Raw genomic sequence first — 15,914 nt, 5'->3', positions numbered from 1 at the left:
CGTCACTGCGCGACGCCAACGGCCTGGGTGCCGCTACGGCGGGCGAGGATCGTTTCGCCGGCAATGGCGCGCTGGCCCAGTGCCACTTCGGCGGCATATCCCTCTGGCAGAAACACATCGACTCGGCTGCCGAACCGGATCAGTCCGATCCGCTGCCCGGCGACGACCATGTCGCCTGCCTTGGTAAAGGCGACGATCCGCCGCGCGATCAGTCCCGCGATCTGCGTGAAGCCGACGCGCAACCCGGCCCGGTCCTCGACCACGAAGTGCTGGCGCTCATTCTCGTCGCTGGCCTTGTCGAAGTCGGCGTTCATGAACTTGCCGGAGATGTAGATGACGTGGCGGATCGTACCCGCGATGGGGGTGCGGTTCACATGGACGTCGAACACGCTCATGAATACCGACACCCGCACCATCCGCGCTTCGCCCAGCGCTTGTGGCCCGCGCAGTTCGGGCGGCAACGGCACGCGCTCGATCATGGTGATCAGCCCATCCGCCGGCGACACGATCAGCCCCTCTCCTTGCGGCGTGACGCGGACGGGGTCGCGGAAGAACGCCGCGACGCCGACCGTCAGAAACACCAGCGGCCAGGTTATGAAGTCCCACACGAACAAGCTCAGGAACGCGATCGCGCCGGCGATCAGCACATATTTGCGGCCTTCGGGGTGAATGTCGGGAAAGCGCCATCTCGCCGTTGTCGTGCCGACGGGAGGCTTGTCTAGCGATGCCATATCCCCGGTGTAGCGGGGTATGGCGCACTTTCCTAGGTTCGTGATTCCGCCGGCACACCCGTCACTCAGGCATTCACGTCGGCCGCAACCCACTCCGTCTGCCGCACCCGTCTGCAAATAATGCAACCGCCCCGCTTGCATGTTCGTTCGCTTTTTTGCAGGCGATTGCACCACGTTCGTCACGACATTCAAAGGAAGTTCATGCCCGCATCGACTGCTGCCGCGAAGCGCCGTCGCTCCCGTGCCCGTGCGGCCGGCGTGCCTTCGCCCTGGGTGATGTTCCTCAAGGGATTCCTGAAGAACCCGGTGATGGTGGGCGCGGTCGCCTCCTCATCGCAGCGGCTGGTGCGGCACATGATCTCCAAGGTCGATTGGGATCAGTGCAAGCTGTTCGTCGAATATGGTCCCGGCGTGGGCACCTTCACGCGCCCGATCCTTGAGCATCTCGGTCCGGACGCCAAGCTGGTGGTGATCGACACCAACCCCGACTTCATCCACTACCTTCGGGCGACGATCGACGATCCGCGCTTCTTCGCCGTGCTCGGCTCGGCCGCGGACGTGCAGCGCATCGTCAACGAACATGGCTTCGACCAGGCGGATTACATCACGTCGGGCCTGCCCTTCTCGACGCTCCCGCCGGGGGTGGGCGAGCAGATCGCCAAAGCGACCCACCAGGTCCTGCGGCCGGGCGGCGCCTTCCTCGTATATCAGTACAATCCAAAGGTGCGGAATTTCCTGACTCCGCACTGGCCCAAGATCGATCATGAGGTCGAGTGGTGGAACATCCCGCCGGCCCAGCTGTGGTGGGCCTGGAAGGAGTAAGCGCCTGAGGGCGCTTGATCCCCCTCCACCATCCTCCTAGACGCTCGCTCGACCAAAAACACACAAGGACGAGCGAGCCCATGTCGAAGATCAAGGTTGCAACGCCGGTCGTGGAGATCGACGGCGACGAGATGACGCGGATCATCTGGCAGTGGATCCGCGAGCGCCTGATCCTCCCCTATCTCGATATCGACCTGAAATATTACGATCTCTCGGTCGAGAAGCGCGACGAGACCAACGATCAGATCACGATCGATTCGGCAAACGCGATTCGGCAGTACGGCGTCGGCGTGAAGTGCGCCACGATCACCCCCGACGAACAGCGCGTCGAGGAATTCAGCCTCAAGGAAATGTGGAAGTCGCCCAACGGCACGATCCGCAACATCCTGGGCGGCACGATTTTCCGTGAGCCGATCGTGATCTCCAACGTGCCCCGCCTGATCCCGGGCTGGACCAAGCCGATCGTCGTCGGCCGTCACGCGTTCGGCGACCAGTATCGCGCGACCGACTTCAAGGTGCCCGGCGCCGGCAAGCTGCGCCTGGTGTGGGAAGGCGAAAATGGCGAGAAGATCGACCGCGAGGTGTACAACTTCAAGGACGCTGGCGTCGCGCTGGCGATGTACAATCTGGACGACTCGATCCGCGATTTCGCGCGCTCGTCGCTGAACTACGGTCTCAACCTGGGCTGGCCGGTATATCTGTCGACCAAGAACACCATCCTCAAGGCCTATGACGGCCGCTTCAAGGACCTGTTCCAGGAAGTGTTCGAGACCGAAGGCTTCAAGGAGAAGTTCCAGGCAGCCGGCATCGTCTATGAGCACCGCCTGATCGACGACATGGTCGCCTCGGCGCTCAAGTGGCACGGCGAGTTCGTCTGGGCGTGCAAGAACTATGACGGCGATGTGCAGTCGGACCAGGTCGCACAGGGCTTCGGCTCGCTCGGCCTGATGACCTCCGTCCTGATGTCGCCCGACGGCAAGACGATCGAGGCAGAGGCGGCGCACGGCACTGTCACGCGCCACTATCGCCAGCACCAGCAGGGCAAGGCGACGTCGACCAATCCGATTGCGTCGATCTTCGCCTGGACCGGTGGTCTCAAATATCGCGGCAAGTTCGACAACACGCCCGACGTCGTCCGCTTCGCCGAAACGCTCGAGCGCGTCTGCATCGAGACTGTCGAAAGCGGCAAGATGACCAAGGATCTTGCGCTGCTGATCGGGCCGGACCAGGCCTGGATGACCACTGAGCAGTTCTTCGAGGCGATCCGCGTCAACCTCGAAACCGCGATGGGCAGCTGGCAGTAAGCCACAGCTGAAGGATCGCAGGAAAGCGCGGGGGCGGCAACGCTTCCCGCGCTTTCTTTTTGCCCGCGGCGCGACGCAGGAGGATCGCCGCCAATCCCACTGCAACGCTCTTCGTTTCAACGATGGGCGCCGGGGAGCGCACATGTTCCGGCCGTATCCCCGTGCCGATCAGTCTGGCGGGGATGCGCCGTGTCGCCGCGAACATCGCGCAGGAAGTCGGCATGCTTCTCGACCGCCAGCGTCCGCACCCCGGCGCAGGCGAACAACAACCCGGCAACCATGCTCGCCGGGCTGCCCCGACGATGTGAAGCTCCGTCTCTTGCACATCTGCCGCATGACAATGTCGCAATCAGCCGTTTAGATACAACAATGCTCACCCTTCAGAACAGTGGTCTCAGCGACGCCCTCGTAATCCTCGGCGCGGCAGGGCTGGTGATCCCGGCCTTTGCTCGTTTCCGCGTCAGTCCGGTCATCGGCTTCATCCTTGTGGGCGTTTTGGTGGGGCCTTCGGGTCTGGGCGCCTTGGTCGGACAAAGCCCATGGCTCTATTATTTCACGATCTCGGACGTTCACTCGATCGAACCCTTCGCAGAATTCGGCATCATCCTCCTGCTTTTCTCCATCGGGTTGGAACTGTCCTTTCGCAGGCTCTGGGCGATGCGAGCGCTTGTTTTCGGCGTTGGCGCGGCGGAGTTGCTGGGCGCCGGGCTTATCCTGGGCGGCGCCTTCTACCTTACCGGGCTCAGCACGGGCGGATCGATCGGCCTCGGTCTTGCGCTGGCGCTGTCCTCGACGGCGCTGGTCATCCCGATCGCCGGCACCACCAGCGCGGTCGGTCGCGCCGCCTTTGCGATGCTGCTGTTCGAGGATCTGGCGCTGGTGCCGATTATCTTCCTGCTTGGCGCGCTGGCGCCGTCGGCGGGCGACGCCGGCATGTGGGGCCTGCTGCAGACATTGGGTGCCGGGGTGATGACGGTCGCCGTGCTGTTCGTGGGCGGCCGGTTCCTGCTGCCGCGGATGTTCGCACAGGCCGCGCGTACCAAAAGCCCGGAGCTGTTCCTCGCCGCCAGCCTGCTGGTCGTCATCGTCGCGAGCCTGGCGACTGCCGCGGCAGGATTGTCGCCGATCGTCGGTGCCTTGATCGCAGGGCTGCTGATTGCCGAGACCGAGTATCACGGCGAGGTTGAGGCCATCACCGCCCCATTCAAGGGGCTGGCGCTGGGAGTGTTCCTGATCACCGTTGGCATGCGGCTCGACCTGCGCTTCGTCGGTGAGAATTGGGGAGCGTTGCTCGGCGCGACAATGCTGGTGATGCTGGTGAAAGTCGCCGTGACCATGGGGCTGTTGAAGCTGTCCGGCGCACGGACCGGCACCGCGGCGGAAACCGGCGTGCTGATGGCCAGTCCGTCCGAAACCACGCTGATCGTGCTGGGCGTCGCCGGCGCCGCAGGGCTGATCGCGCCGGGAACCGGCGCATTCTGGACCACCGTCACCGCGATCGGGCTCACCGCAACTCCGCTGCTCGCCAAGGCAGGACAGACGATCTCGCGCCTGATCGAGGGGTCGACGCCCACCGACGGCACCGATACCCTGGTCGACGAGGCCGGTCCCGGAGCAGTGATCATAGGCTTCGGCCGGGTCGGCCGGACCGTCGCCGACATGCTCAATCGGCACAACCTGCCGCTGCTGGCAGTGGATGCCGACATCGACAATGTGAACGCGGCGCGCCGCGACGGGTATCGCGTGCTGTTCGGTGATGTCACGCGCACCGAATTGGTCGATCAGCTACGGCTTGGCCATGCCAAGGCGCTGATCCTCACCATGGACGATCCGGTGCTGACGGTTCGGCTCGCCAAGCGGGTACGTGCCTGGGTGCCCGATCTGCCGATCATCGCCCGCGCCCGTGACGCGGCGCATGCCGCCGAACTGTACCGCGCCGGGGTTACCGACGCCGTGCCAGAGACGCTGGAGAGTTCGTTGCAGTTGTCGGAAGCGGTGCTGGTCGATCTCGGCATGGCGGTCGGCCCGGTGATCGCCTCGATCCACGAAAAACGCGACGAGATGCGCAAGTCGATTCGCCTTGCCGCCGGACTGGAACGCGATCCGCGGCTCCGCCGCAGTCGCATGAGCGACGCGAAGGAATAGGCGAAGGCTGAGCCGATCCGCTTCCCCTGGAAGCGGATCGGCATCAATCAGGCAGCGGCACGCTGCGCTTCCAACGCGCTACGCACGGCGGCGACGGCTTCGTTCGCCTTGCCCGCGTCTGGGCCACCGCCTTGGGCCATGTCCGGACGGCCACCGCCACCCTGCCCGCCCAGTGCCGCGACCGCGCGCTTGACCAGCTCGACTGCGCTCTGGTTGGCGATCAGGTCGTCGGTAACGCCGACCGCCACCGATGCACGCCCGTCATTGGTGGCGACCAGCACCACCACGCCCGATCCGATGCGCTGCTTGGCGTCGTCCACCGCACCGCGAAGCGCCTTGGCCTCCAGCCCGTCCAGCACCTGGCCGACGAAGTTCACGCCCCCGACTTGTTCAGGGCCTGCCGGCGCCGCCCCGGTGCCACCGCCCATCGCTAGAGCCTTCTTCGCCTCGGCGAGTTCGCGCTCCAGCCGGCGGCGCTCCTCGACCAGGCTGGCGACACGCGCCGGCACTTCATCTGGCGAGGATTTGAGGACGGCGGCAGTGTCGCGCAGCTTCTGGTTGCGCGCGGCCAGCCACTGCCGCGCGGCCTCCCCGGTCAGCGCCTCGACGCGGCGAATGCCCGACGACGACGCCCCTTCGTCGACGATCTTGAACAGGCCGATCTCGCCCAGCGCGTTCACATGGGTGCCGCCGCACAGCTCGAGCGAATAGGTCTTGCCATCGTCGTTGGTGCCCATCGACACCACTCGCACCTCATCGCCATATTTTTCGCCGAACAGCGCCATCGCGCCTTCCTCGATCGCCTCGTCGGGCGTCATCAGCCGCGTCACCACGCTGCCATTGGCGCGGATATGGTGATTTACGTCCGCCTCAACCTTCGCGATGTCCTCGGCGGACATCCCCGTCGGCTGGGAGAAATCGAACCGCAGCCGCTCGGCCGCGACCAGACTGCCCTTCTGCGCGACATGGGTGCCTAGCCGCTCGCGCAACGCTTCGTGCAGCAGGTGCGTGGCGCTATGGTTGGCGCGGATGGCGCCGCGGCGGGCATGATCGACGCTCAGGTGCACCGCGTCGCCCACGGCAATCTCGCCAGCGTCGACGCTCAGTTCGTGCGACCACACGCGGCCCAGATACTTGCGCGTATCGCTGACCGTGGCGTGCAGCCCCTTGTCGCTGGTGACCGTCCCGGCATCACCGACCTGACCACCGCTTTCGCCATAGAATGGCGTCTGGTTGACTACCACCGACACCCGGTCGCCCTGCGCCGCCCGCTCCACCCGGACACCGTCCTTCAGGATCGCGAGCACTTCGCCCTCGCCTTGCTCGGCGGCATAGCCGGTGAACTCGGTGCCGCCGAACTCGTCGGCGATGTCGTACCACAGCTCGTCCGAGGCCTTCTCGCCCGATCCCTTCCAGGCTGCGCGCGCGGCGCGCTTCTGTTCGGCCATCGCCGTGTCGAAGCCCCCCCGATCCACCCCGATCGACTTGGAACGCAGCGCGTCCTCCGTCAGGTCGTACGGAAAACCGAACGTGTCATACAGCTTGAACGCCGTCTCGCCGGGCAGCGTCGCGCCCTCGCCCATACCCACGGTCGCTTCGTCCAGCAGGCGCAGCCCGTTGGCCAGCGTCTTGCGGAACCGAGTCTCCTCCTGAAGCAGGGTCGCCTCGATCAGCGGTTGCGCGCGCACCAACTCCGGGAACGCCGCACCCATCTCCGCCACCAGGCTCGGCACCATGCGGTGCATCAACGGGTCCTTGGCGCCCAGAATATGCGCATGCCGCATCGCCCGGCGCATGATCCGGCGTAGCACATAGCCGCGGCCTTCGTTCGCGGGCAGCACCCCATCGGCGACCAGGAAGCCCGACGCGCGCAGATGGTCGGCGATCACGCGGTGGCTCGCCTGGTTCTCACCCGTCGTGGCGGCGCCGGTAAGCGCGCCGCTTTCAGCGATCAGCGCCTGGAAGGTGTCGGTGTCGTAATTGTCGTGCACGCCCTGCAGCACCGCGGCGATCCGCTCCAGCCCCATGCCGGTGTCGATCGACGGCCGCGGCAAGTCGCCGACGATCTGGTCGGCTTCCTGCACGAACTGCATGAACACCAGGTTCCAAATCTCGACAAAGCGGTCACCATCCTCCTCTGGGCTTCCGGGAGGGCCGCCATAAATGTGCTCGCCGTGATCGTAGAAGATCTCCGAACACGGCCCGCACGGGCCATCGGCGCCCATCGCCCAGAAATTGTCCTTGGTCGCGATCCGGATGATCTTGTGCTCGGGCAACCCGGCGATCTTCTTCCACAGATCCGCCGCCTGCTCGTCGGTGTGATAGACGGTGACCACCAGCTTCTCGGCCGGAATGCCCCACACCTTGGTCAGCAGGGTCCAGGCATGGGTGATCGCCTGTTCCTTGAAATAGTCGCCGAACGAGAAATTGCCCAGCATCTCGAAAAAGGTGTGGTGCCGCGCGGTATAGCCGACATTGTCGAGATCGTTGTGCTTGCCGCCGGCGCGCACGCACTTCTGGCTCGACGTCGCCGTCGAATAGGGCCGCGTCTCCAGTCCGGTGAACACGTTCTTGAACGGCACCATGCCCGCATTCACGAACATCAGCGTGGGGTCGTTGTGCGGCACGAGCGGCGCGCTCTGCACGCGGGCATGACCCTGGCCCTCGAAATAGTCGAGGAAGGAGCGGCGGATATCGTTGGTCGACGTCATGGCTTGCGACTTAAGCGGTGCCGCGGCTGCGCTCAAGTGAAACGGTGATGCCTGCGCCAAAGCTTCTTACCGCCGTCTCTCACCCCACCGGCGCGTCGATCGATCGCGGCGGCGTGCTGAACCAGCGCGGCCCCTGCGCGGTCATGTGGAAGCAATCCTCCAGCCGCACGCCGAAGCTCCCCGGGATGTAGATCCCGGGCTCGTTGGAAAAGCACATCCCCGGCGCAAGACGAGTCGTCTCGCCCCGCACAAGGTTGACCGGTTCGTGCCCGTCCAGGCCGATGCCATGGCCGGTGCGGTGCGACAGCCCGGGCAACGCATAGTCCGGCCCATAGCCAAGCGTGGCATAGTAGCGCCGCACCGCATCGTCGACCTGGCCGGTCGGCACGCCGATCCTGGCCGCCTCGAACGCGATCCTCTGCCCGCGCGCGACCTGGTCCCACACCTTGCGCTGCTCGGCCGACGCCGTTCCGTGCACAAAGGTACGCGACACGTCCGACTGATAGCCCTGCACCGCACAGCCGCAGTCCATCAGCACGATGCGCCCGGCCGCGACGTCCGATGGCGTCCGGGTCCCGTGCGGATAGGCCGCCCCTTCGCCGATCAGCACCAGGCTGAACTCCGGCTCCCCGCCCAGCTTCACTGTTGCGGCGTCCATCAAGGCGGCGATGTCGCGCTGAGTCATTCCCCGCTCCACTCGCGGATGCACGAAGCGATAGGCGGCGATCGTCACGTCGGTCGCCTTCTGCATCAATGCGATCTCCGCCGGCGACTTGATCATCCGGCAGCCGCGCACCACCGGATTGGCCGACACGACACGCAGCCCCTGCTTCTGCAAGCCGTCGACCGCGAAGAACCGCACCGTCTCTTCCACGCCCACCGGCCGGCCGCTCAGCTTGCGGTCGCGCAAGAACCCCGCGACCAGCGTCAGCGGATCCTCATGCTCCTGCCACACGCGGATGTCTGCGGGGATCACCAGCCCCTCGCGGGTGCGCGGCGCCTCGAAAAACGGCGTGACGATGCACGGCTCGCCTTCCACCGGCAGCACCAGCGCGGTCAGCCGCTCGCTGCGCCCCCAGCGCAAACCCGTGAAATACAGCAGCGACGATCCCGGCTCGACCAGGATCGCGCCAATCCCCGCCGCTTTCATCAGCGACTGCGCCTTGGCAATGCGCGCGCGGCGCTCTTCCAGCGGAATCGGCACGGTGTCGCCAGTGATGTCGCGCAGCGCTGACAGGTCGGGCTCGGCGGCGCGAAGCACTGACGGAACCCCGAGCAGCGGCAGCGCGGCAGCGGCGGTCAGCATTTGCCGGCGCGTGGTGAGCGGCATCGAAATCTCCTCTGAATTCGGCTGCCGAAGCGATAGGGTGCTTGACCCGGCGGCGACAATCCCCTTCCGTGGTGCGAACTTCTTGGGGGATTGCGTGGGTAAGCGGCTTACTTGGTGGATCTTGGCGGCGCTGGTGCTTGGCGGCATGCTCGGCTGGGCGCTGAACGTCGCCTATGACGGTACCGGCGCAGGTACCCAGACGCTGGCGGACATCGCCTATTATCTCGACATCCCGACCCAGATGTTCCTCCATCTGATCAAGATGATCATCGCTCCGCTTGTGGTTTCCACGCTGGTGGTCGGCATCGCGCATATGGGCGGCGGCGGCGCGATCGGCCGTGTCGGGCTGAAGGCCTTTCTGTGGTTCGTCTGCGCCAGCCTCATCTCGCTGACGCTCGGTCTGTTGCTGGTCAACCTGCTTCAGCCCGGCGTCGGCCTGAACCTGCCGCTTCCCGACGCGGCGGCATCCAGCGGTGTCGACCGCGCGGCGTTCGATGCTGCCAAGTTCTTCACGCACATCGTGCCCACCTCCGCGATCGACGCGATGGCGAGCAACGACATCCTCCAGCTCGTGATCTTCTCGCTATTCTTCGGGGTCGGCCTCGCCGCCGTTGGCGAAAAGGGCGCACCGCTCGTCCGCGGGCTCGAAGCACTGGTCAGCGTCATGCTGACCGTCACCGGCTATGTCATGCTGTTCGCGCCGGTGGCGGTGTTCTGCGCGGTTGCCCGCACGCTTGCGACTAAGGGCCTCGGCGTCGTTGGCGATTTGGCCTTCTTCATGGCCAGCTTCTATATCGGCCTGTTCGCGCTTTGGGCGGTGCTGCTCGGCGCGTGTTTCCTGTTCGTCGGACGCCGTACCGGCACCCTCATCCGCTATTTGCGCGATCCGATCCTGCTCGGCTTCTCCACTGCTTCGTCCGAGGCGGCATATCCCCGCACGCTCGACGCACTCGACCGCTTCGGCGTCCCGCCGCGCATCGCCAGCTTCGTGCTGCCGCTCGGCTATTCGTTCAACCTCGACGGTTCGATGATGTACATGACGTTCGCGTCGATCTTCATCGCCCAGGCCTATGGCATCGCCCTCGATTGGGGCACGATGATCCAGATGCTGCTGATCTTGATGGTCACCAGCAAGGGTATTGCCGGGGTGCCCCGCGCCAGCCTGGTGGTGATCACCGGCACGCTGGCGCACTTCAACATCCCCGAAGCGGGCATCCTGCTGATCCTGGCCGTGGATCATTTCCTCGACATGGGCCGCACCGCCACCAACGTGATCGGCAATGCCGTCGCCGCCGCGGTGGTCGCGCGTTGGGAGGGGCAGCTGGACGTGCCCGAAGCCGCCGAGCCCGCCGTCGCCGTGCCCCATGGCGCGGCGCTAAAGGACGACAGCTTTCAGGAATATGGTGAACCGCGCCACTAGGCCCGAGCTAGCATCTACGCTGCACCGCTCCCGGCAAAGGCTGGGGCTCAGTCGTAGCATCATCGGGGAAGCGGATGGCCTCACCCGCTAAGTAGGTCTTCCTCACCCCGGCCTAGAGCCGGGGTTCCGCTGCCTCCGACCGCCAAAGAAGCCGCATCTCGGCCCGAGGCCGCACGGCAGCAAAAAACGCTCATCCCGCATACGCATAGGGCCCACCTGCCTTCAGCGCCGCCTGATAGGCCGGCCGCGCGTGCACCTTCTCCAGCCACGCGGCAAGATGCGGGCGACCCTGCGTCGCGCCGGCACGCGTGACCGCGGCTTCCAGCGGAAAGCTCATCATGACATCGGCAGCGGTCAGTTCCTTGCCCGCGAACCAGGGCCGCTGCGCGAGTTCGGCCTCGACATAGTCGAGATGCACGTCGACCATTGGCTTGAACTTCTTGATCGCAGTTTTGCCGAACAGCGGCACCCGGCTGAGCACCAGCGTGGTGAAGAGCGGCGGCATCAGCGAGCCTTCGGCGTAATGGAGGAAGTGACGATAGCGCAGCGCGTCCGCGCGATGCGCAGGCGCGCCAAGCCGGCCATCGGCCTTCTCCACCAGATACTCGATGATCGCGCCGGTCTCTGCCACCATCTGGTCGCCATCCTCGATCACCGGCGCCTTGCCAAGCGGATGGACGCGGCGCAGCCCGGCCGGCGCCAGCATCGTCGTCTTGTTACGCTCGTACCGGCGCACCTCATATGCCAAGCCGAGCTCCTCGAGCAGCCACAGGATACGCTGCGAGCGCGAATTTTCGAGATGGTGGACGATGATCATGCGGGCTCTCCTGCGGTCGCGGTCCAGATCCAGGCGCCGGCATCGAATGCGACGGCACCATCCCGTACATGCTGGGTCAAGGCGTTGCGGAGCGAAGCGCATAGCGCAGCGCGGCGTTCCGGCGCCGCATCGGCCAGCGTGCGTGCCGCCGATCCGATCCGCGAGAGGAAGCTGAGTGCATCGTCGACCGGATCGGCGCCAGCACCCGCGACATAGCGAAAGTCGACAGAATGGGGTGCGGCACGGGTCCAGCCGGCCCGGCGGAGCACATCGCGCGTGAAGTCCGGGTCGGCCAGCCCATACGGACCAGGGGCGTAACCGGTCACAGGCGCGGGATCGTTGCCAACCGCTGCGTCGACCACCCTCGTCCAGGCGTTATCGGCACGTGGCCGAAAGCAGGAGAAGACCAGGGCCGCCCCCGGCGCCGCTGCCTCGCGCAACGCCGCGAAGCCGGCGACCGGATCAGCAAAGAACATGACGCCATGCCGAGAGAACAACAGGTCCGCGCGACGCCCGCCAAGGCTTTGCGCATCGGCAATGTCGAACTGGAGGTTGGCGACACCGGCCCCGCGTTCGCGCGCAACGCCGACCAGCGCCGGCGACAAGTCGATGCCGTTGATCGACAGAGCCGGCCGTATGGCGGCGAGCGCCAGCGACGTGCTCCCGGCGCCGCAGCCGATATCGATGGCACTCCCGCGTTCCGGCGCCGCGGCAAGGATGGCGGCGTTCAACGCCGCGCCGACGCCGGCCAGGCTCCGGTCAGTGCGCTGCCACTCCGCGGCCCAGACATCCCCGACCCGACCGGTCCAATCGAATGCCTTGGTCATCTACCCTCCCCGTTTAAGCTCGATGCTACCAGACCTTCGCGAGTGGCGAAACAAGCTGCCTTGAGGGCTCATCAGGTCGTGAACTCATGAGTCTGACTGCCGATAGTGGTGCCCAGGCGCCATCAGCACCGTGCACAGTTGAGGGAATTGACGTCTGCGCGCCCCCGCCACGCCACACCGATACGCCGATGAAGTGCCGCAACGGATCATACTGCCCTGCCCCCGACCCGCAGCCAACGTCATGTGGCGAAAACCGCCTTCTCGCGGAGTATGAACCACCCACGGAGATCAACGAGTTGGAGAAGATTGTTGTAAAGTTCTGCGAACACGGCCTGAACAAAAATAAAGTATTTCCCTCCACTGCAGAAGACATCTCATCGAATCTACGCCCGCTTCATCTTGCCTCTGGCGTCCGCTCAGAGCGGCTTTTCGAGCGCAAGGGGGTGCATGCTGATGGCGATTACATCCCGAGCCCCTGTTATTTGCGGAAAGCTTATGATGGAAAGCCTGAGTGAAGCGTGCGAGCAAGCAAACCCGACGCGTTCGTCGCCGTTATAGTCGCCGATACAGCGCGGTGGTAATCTGCTTTGCCGCGTGCAGTATATGCCATAGCCGGTTGATTTACGGAGGGAACAGACCAGAATTGCGCGCCTGTGTGCCGAGTGACTCCGCGCCAGCGTCGGGGTGATGGAGCGTCCGCCTTTCTAGTCGACCACTCGCCATGCGCCCGCGGGCTGCGCAACCGCCCGCAAGTTGAGGATGTTGCGCCCTCCACGAGTTCTTCTCGACTTCGCCAAAGCGCAAAAGACCCGGCGCAGGCGCTGCGTCGGGTCTTTCGTTACACGTTGACGGCCATCTCGCACGCGGCAGAAACCGCCGCCGCCCGCCTTAAAGATCGTCGTCCGGCTCCGGGCCTGCCATCAGCCCTTCGGCGACTTGGTCGGTGCGCCCGCGGATCGCGGCTTCCAGGCGGCTGCACAGCTCGCCATTGTCGCGCAGGAAGTTCTTGGCGTTCTCGCGGCCCTGGCCGATGCGGACACTGTCATAGCTGAACCAGGCGCCAGCCTTTTCCACCAGCCCGGCCTTCACGCCGATGTCCAGGATCTCGCCGATCTTGGAGATGCCCTCGCCATACATGATGTCGAACTCGACCTGCTTGAACGGCGGGGCGACCTTGTTCTTCACCACCTTCACGCGCGTGGAATTGCCGATGATGTCGTCGCGGTCCTTGATCTGCCCGGTGCGGCGGATATCCAGGCGCACCGAGGCGTAGAATTTCAGCGCGTTGCCGCCGGTCGTGGTCTCCGGGTTGCCGTACATCACGCCGATCTTCATGCGCAGTTGGTTGATGAAGATCACCATGCAGCGCGAACGGCTGATCGATCCGGTGAGCTTGCGCAGCGACTGCGACATCAGGCGCGCCTGGAGGCCGACATGGCTGTCGCCCATCTCGCCTTCAATCTCGGCGCGCGGCACCAGCGCGGCGACCGAGTCCACCACCAGCACGTCGATCGCGTTCGAACGCACCAGCGTGTCGACGATCTCCAGCGCCTGCTCGCCGGTGTCGGGCTGCGACACGATCAGCTCGTCGATGTTGACGCCCAGCTTCTTGGCATAGACCGGATCGAGCGCGTGCTCGGCGTCGACGAACGCGGCGGTGCCGCCATTCTTCTGCGCTTCGGCGATGACATGGAGCGCCAGCGTCGTCTTGCCCGAGCTTTCCGGGCCATAAACTTCGATCACGCGCCCGCGCGGCAGCCCGCCGACGCCCAGCGCGATGTCGAGCCCCAGCGAACCGGTGGAGATCGCCTCGACCTGCATCGTTTCCTTCGAGCCGAGCTTCATGGCGCTGCCCTTGCCGAATGCGCGGTCGATCTGCGCGAGTGCGGCGTCGAGCGCCTTCTGCTTGTCTGTGGATGCCGCCATGTTGCCGTCGATTACCTTGAGGGATGCTGCCATCGGATGTCCCCATCGCTAAAGGGTTTGCGCAGTTCGTTCAATCTGTGATCGACTATGTACTATGTTTGTTCTTGAAGAACAAGAGGGAAACAAATCTTAATTTTCAATGTGAAGCACGCACAGCGCCACCTGGAACTGCAGCGCGCGGTCGCGAACCATCGGCGTGGCCGACGCTGCCTCCATCGGCACGCACATCGTCCTTTTCCGCGTCGACAAGAACGTGGCCGCCGCGCGCGGCTGTGCGTTCCTGAACACGATCCAGGCCCGGCGTTGCCTAGTTGTATCAGGCAGGATAGCTGGCGCCCATGTCGCGGATCGTGGGTCATGTTGCCGAGCTTCATCGCTTTCCCGTGAAATCGATGGCCGGCGAGAAGCTGACGGTCGCCGAAGTCGACTGGCAGGGCATCGAAGGCGACCGTCAATATGCCTTTGTCCGCACCGCGAACGGCACCCGCTTCCCTTGGATGACCGCCCGCCAAGTGCCCGCGATGTTGCTGCACAAGGCCCACTTCGCCGAGCCCGGCCGCCCCAAGGCCAGCGCCGTCCTGGTCGAGACTCCGGATGGCGCCGTGCTATCGCTGCATGATCCGCAACTGCGCGCGCATCTGGAGACCGCTGCACGCGAGCCGGCGCACCTGATACAGGTTGCCCGCGGCGTGTATGACTCCATGCCGATTTCGCTGCAGACCACCGGCAATCACGCCCGTGTCGAAACGGTGCATGGCTGCACCGTCGATCCCCGCCGCTTCCGCGCCAACGTGATCCTCGACAGCGATCTGGACGCCAGCGAGTGGCAGGGGCTGCGTCTCGCCTTTGGTGATCGGGACGATGGCGCGGTGGTGCACTGCGCCGATCCGATAGCGCGTTGCATGCTGGTGACGATCGATCCCGACACCGCCGCGAAGGAGCCCAAAATCTTGCGGACCCTCGTGCAGCGCTTCGGCAATGCGTATGGCCTCTATGCCGCGCCGGCACGGCCCGGGCTCATCCGGCTGGGCGACGCAGCCCGCGTCATGGATTGAGCTCCACCGCGCAACACCGGCCTTCGGCGAATGCAAAGAGGCCGCTGAGCCTCATGCCAGCGCCGCTTTTTGCCACATCATATCGGGCTAGTTCCCGCAGGCGTGAAACGGGGAGGCCCACCGCCAAGGATCGCCGGTCGATGTCCCGGCTCCGACGGCCAGCCTCCGTCGACAAAAGCGCTGACTTTGGCCGCAAGATCAGGGTCGTGAAACAAGTCCCCCACCAGGATCAGATCGACCGGCGGCGGGCCTGTTCCGGTCGAGCTTCCTGACGGAAGTCGAGTTCGACGCCGTTGCGTTCCGCGTTTAGACGCAGCCCAGCCGCCACATGAAGTCGATATCGGCCGCGATGAAATGCGCTGCACCCGCTTCAACCCGCGTCACCAGCGGATTGGCCTCGATGAAGGGCGGTATAGAGGCGGTGTCAGGCCGCTGCTGTGCCTTCAGGCGAGCCCGTCCAGCGCCCGCTCCACACCATCCATCGTGAACGGCTTCGAGAGGATCGGCCGCCCGCGAAATGGTTCGGCGATCATGTCACCGGCGCCGCCGGTCGCAAGAATAAAGGGAATGCCATCCTGGGTCAGCCGCTCGGCCACCGGCCAGCTTTGCTCACCGGCGCGCAGATTAACGTCGAGAATGGCCGCATCGATCCCGCCCTGATCGATCAGGGCGATGGCACCCGCGACATTGTCGGCGGCGCCCGCCACCTCGCGGTCCAGCGCGTCGATGAAGTCCTCGAGCATCATCGAGATCAAGGGTTCGTCTTCAACGATCAAGATGCGACGCAAAGCAGACATAGAACATCGCCTTTACAGAGAATTGGCGG

14 protein-coding genes are annotated in these 15,914 nt (G+C 65.1%); 6 read left to right on the top strand and 8 right to left on the bottom strand.

The annotated features are described in order from the left end of the window. Positions 1 to 2: 2 nt before the first annotated feature. The gene (locus tag FHT02_RS01915; RefSeq protein WP_184083652.1) at positions 3 to 731 is read right to left on the bottom strand and encodes a phosphatidylserine decarboxylase; all 729 of its coding nucleotides are present in this window, start codon (positions 729 to 731) and stop codon (positions 3 to 5) included. A 201-nt stretch (positions 732 to 932) separates the two neighbouring features. Between FHT02_RS01915 and FHT02_RS01910 the strand changes: the two genes are divergently transcribed. Beyond that, complete coding sequence (locus FHT02_RS01910; protein ID WP_184083650.1) at positions 933 to 1,553, top strand: class I SAM-dependent methyltransferase; 621 nt, start codon at positions 933 to 935, stop codon at positions 1,551 to 1,553. An 80-nt stretch (positions 1,554 to 1,633) separates the two neighbouring features. Then, entirely contained in the window at positions 1,634 to 2,857 is a 1,224-nt protein-coding gene (locus FHT02_RS01905; RefSeq protein ID WP_184083648.1) for an NADP-dependent isocitrate dehydrogenase, read from the top strand. Positions 2,858 to 2,973: 116 nt separating this feature from the next. Here FHT02_RS01905 and FHT02_RS21300 read toward each other — a convergent pair whose 3' ends face one another. After that, positions 2,974 to 3,138, bottom strand: a complete 165-nt coding sequence (locus FHT02_RS21300; RefSeq protein ID WP_221239292.1) for a hypothetical protein — start codon at positions 3,136 to 3,138, stop codon at positions 2,974 to 2,976. Positions 3,139 to 3,226: 88 nt separating this feature from the next. Between FHT02_RS21300 and FHT02_RS01895 the strand changes: the two genes are divergently transcribed. Then, positions 3,227 to 5,002, top strand: a complete 1,776-nt coding sequence (locus FHT02_RS01895) for a cation:proton antiporter domain-containing protein (RefSeq protein ID WP_184083644.1) — start codon at positions 3,227 to 3,229, stop codon at positions 5,000 to 5,002. A 47-nt stretch (positions 5,003 to 5,049) separates the two neighbouring features. On the opposite strand, the gene alaS is transcribed toward FHT02_RS01895, so the two are convergent. Then, on the bottom strand, positions 5,050 to 7,713 hold the full coding sequence (alaS, locus tag FHT02_RS01890) for an alanine--tRNA ligase (protein ID WP_184083642.1): 2,664 nt from the start codon (positions 7,711 to 7,713) through the stop codon (positions 5,050 to 5,052). Positions 7,714 to 7,792: 79 nt separating this feature from the next. After that, positions 7,793 to 9,043 (bottom strand): M24 family metallopeptidase, encoded by a 1,251-nt coding sequence (locus FHT02_RS01885; RefSeq protein WP_184083641.1) that lies wholly within the window; start codon positions 9,041 to 9,043, stop codon positions 7,793 to 7,795. A gap of 94 nt (positions 9,044 to 9,137) precedes the next feature. Between FHT02_RS01885 and FHT02_RS01880 the strand changes: the two genes are divergently transcribed. After that, on the top strand, positions 9,138 to 10,463 hold the full coding sequence (locus FHT02_RS01880; protein WP_184084231.1) for a cation:dicarboxylate symporter family transporter: 1,326 nt from the start codon (positions 9,138 to 9,140) through the stop codon (positions 10,461 to 10,463). Positions 10,464 to 10,653: 190 nt separating this feature from the next. On the opposite strand, the gene FHT02_RS01875 is transcribed toward FHT02_RS01880, so the two are convergent. Continuing rightward, positions 10,654 to 11,280 (bottom strand): glutathione S-transferase family protein, encoded by a 627-nt coding sequence (locus tag FHT02_RS01875; protein ID WP_184083639.1) that lies wholly within the window; start codon positions 11,278 to 11,280, stop codon positions 10,654 to 10,656. Further along, positions 11,277 to 12,107 (bottom strand): class I SAM-dependent methyltransferase, encoded by an 831-nt coding sequence (locus tag FHT02_RS01870; RefSeq protein WP_184083637.1) that lies wholly within the window; start codon positions 12,105 to 12,107, stop codon positions 11,277 to 11,279. Before FHT02_RS01870 ends, FHT02_RS01875 begins: the two co-directional genes overlap by 4 nt. A 296-nt stretch (positions 12,108 to 12,403) precedes the next feature. On the opposite strand from FHT02_RS01870, the gene FHT02_RS01865 reads away from it, so the two are divergent. Beyond that, positions 12,404 to 12,622, top strand: a complete 219-nt coding sequence (locus tag FHT02_RS01865) for a hypothetical protein (protein WP_184083635.1) — start codon at positions 12,404 to 12,406, stop codon at positions 12,620 to 12,622. A 373-nt stretch (positions 12,623 to 12,995) separates the two neighbouring features. Here the strand turns inward: FHT02_RS01865 and recA are convergent, their stop codons facing one another. After that, entirely contained in the window at positions 12,996 to 14,066 is a 1,071-nt protein-coding gene (recA, locus tag FHT02_RS01860; protein WP_184083633.1) for a recombinase RecA, read from the bottom strand. Between the two features lie 305 nt (positions 14,067 to 14,371). Between recA and FHT02_RS01855 the strand changes: the two genes are divergently transcribed. Next, positions 14,372 to 15,088 carry an MOSC domain-containing protein gene (locus tag FHT02_RS01855; protein WP_184083631.1) on the top strand — a complete coding sequence of 239 codons (717 nt, stop codon included), beginning with the start codon at positions 14,372 to 14,374 and terminating at the stop codon, positions 15,086 to 15,088. Positions 15,089 to 15,531: 443 nt separating this feature from the next. Here the strand turns inward: FHT02_RS01855 and FHT02_RS01850 are convergent, their stop codons facing one another. Continuing rightward, positions 15,532 to 15,885, bottom strand: coding sequence for a response regulator (locus tag FHT02_RS01850; protein ID WP_184083629.1), 354 nt, complete (start codon positions 15,883 to 15,885; stop codon positions 15,532 to 15,534). Between the last annotated feature and the right edge of the window lie 29 nt (positions 15,886 to 15,914).

It is taken from the genome of Sphingomonas xinjiangensis, from assembly GCF_014199255.1.
Taxonomy (GTDB): domain Bacteria; phylum Pseudomonadota; class Alphaproteobacteria; order Sphingomonadales; family Sphingomonadaceae; genus Sphingomonas; species Sphingomonas xinjiangensis.
This window is presented reverse-complemented; position numbering and strand designations above follow the sequence as displayed.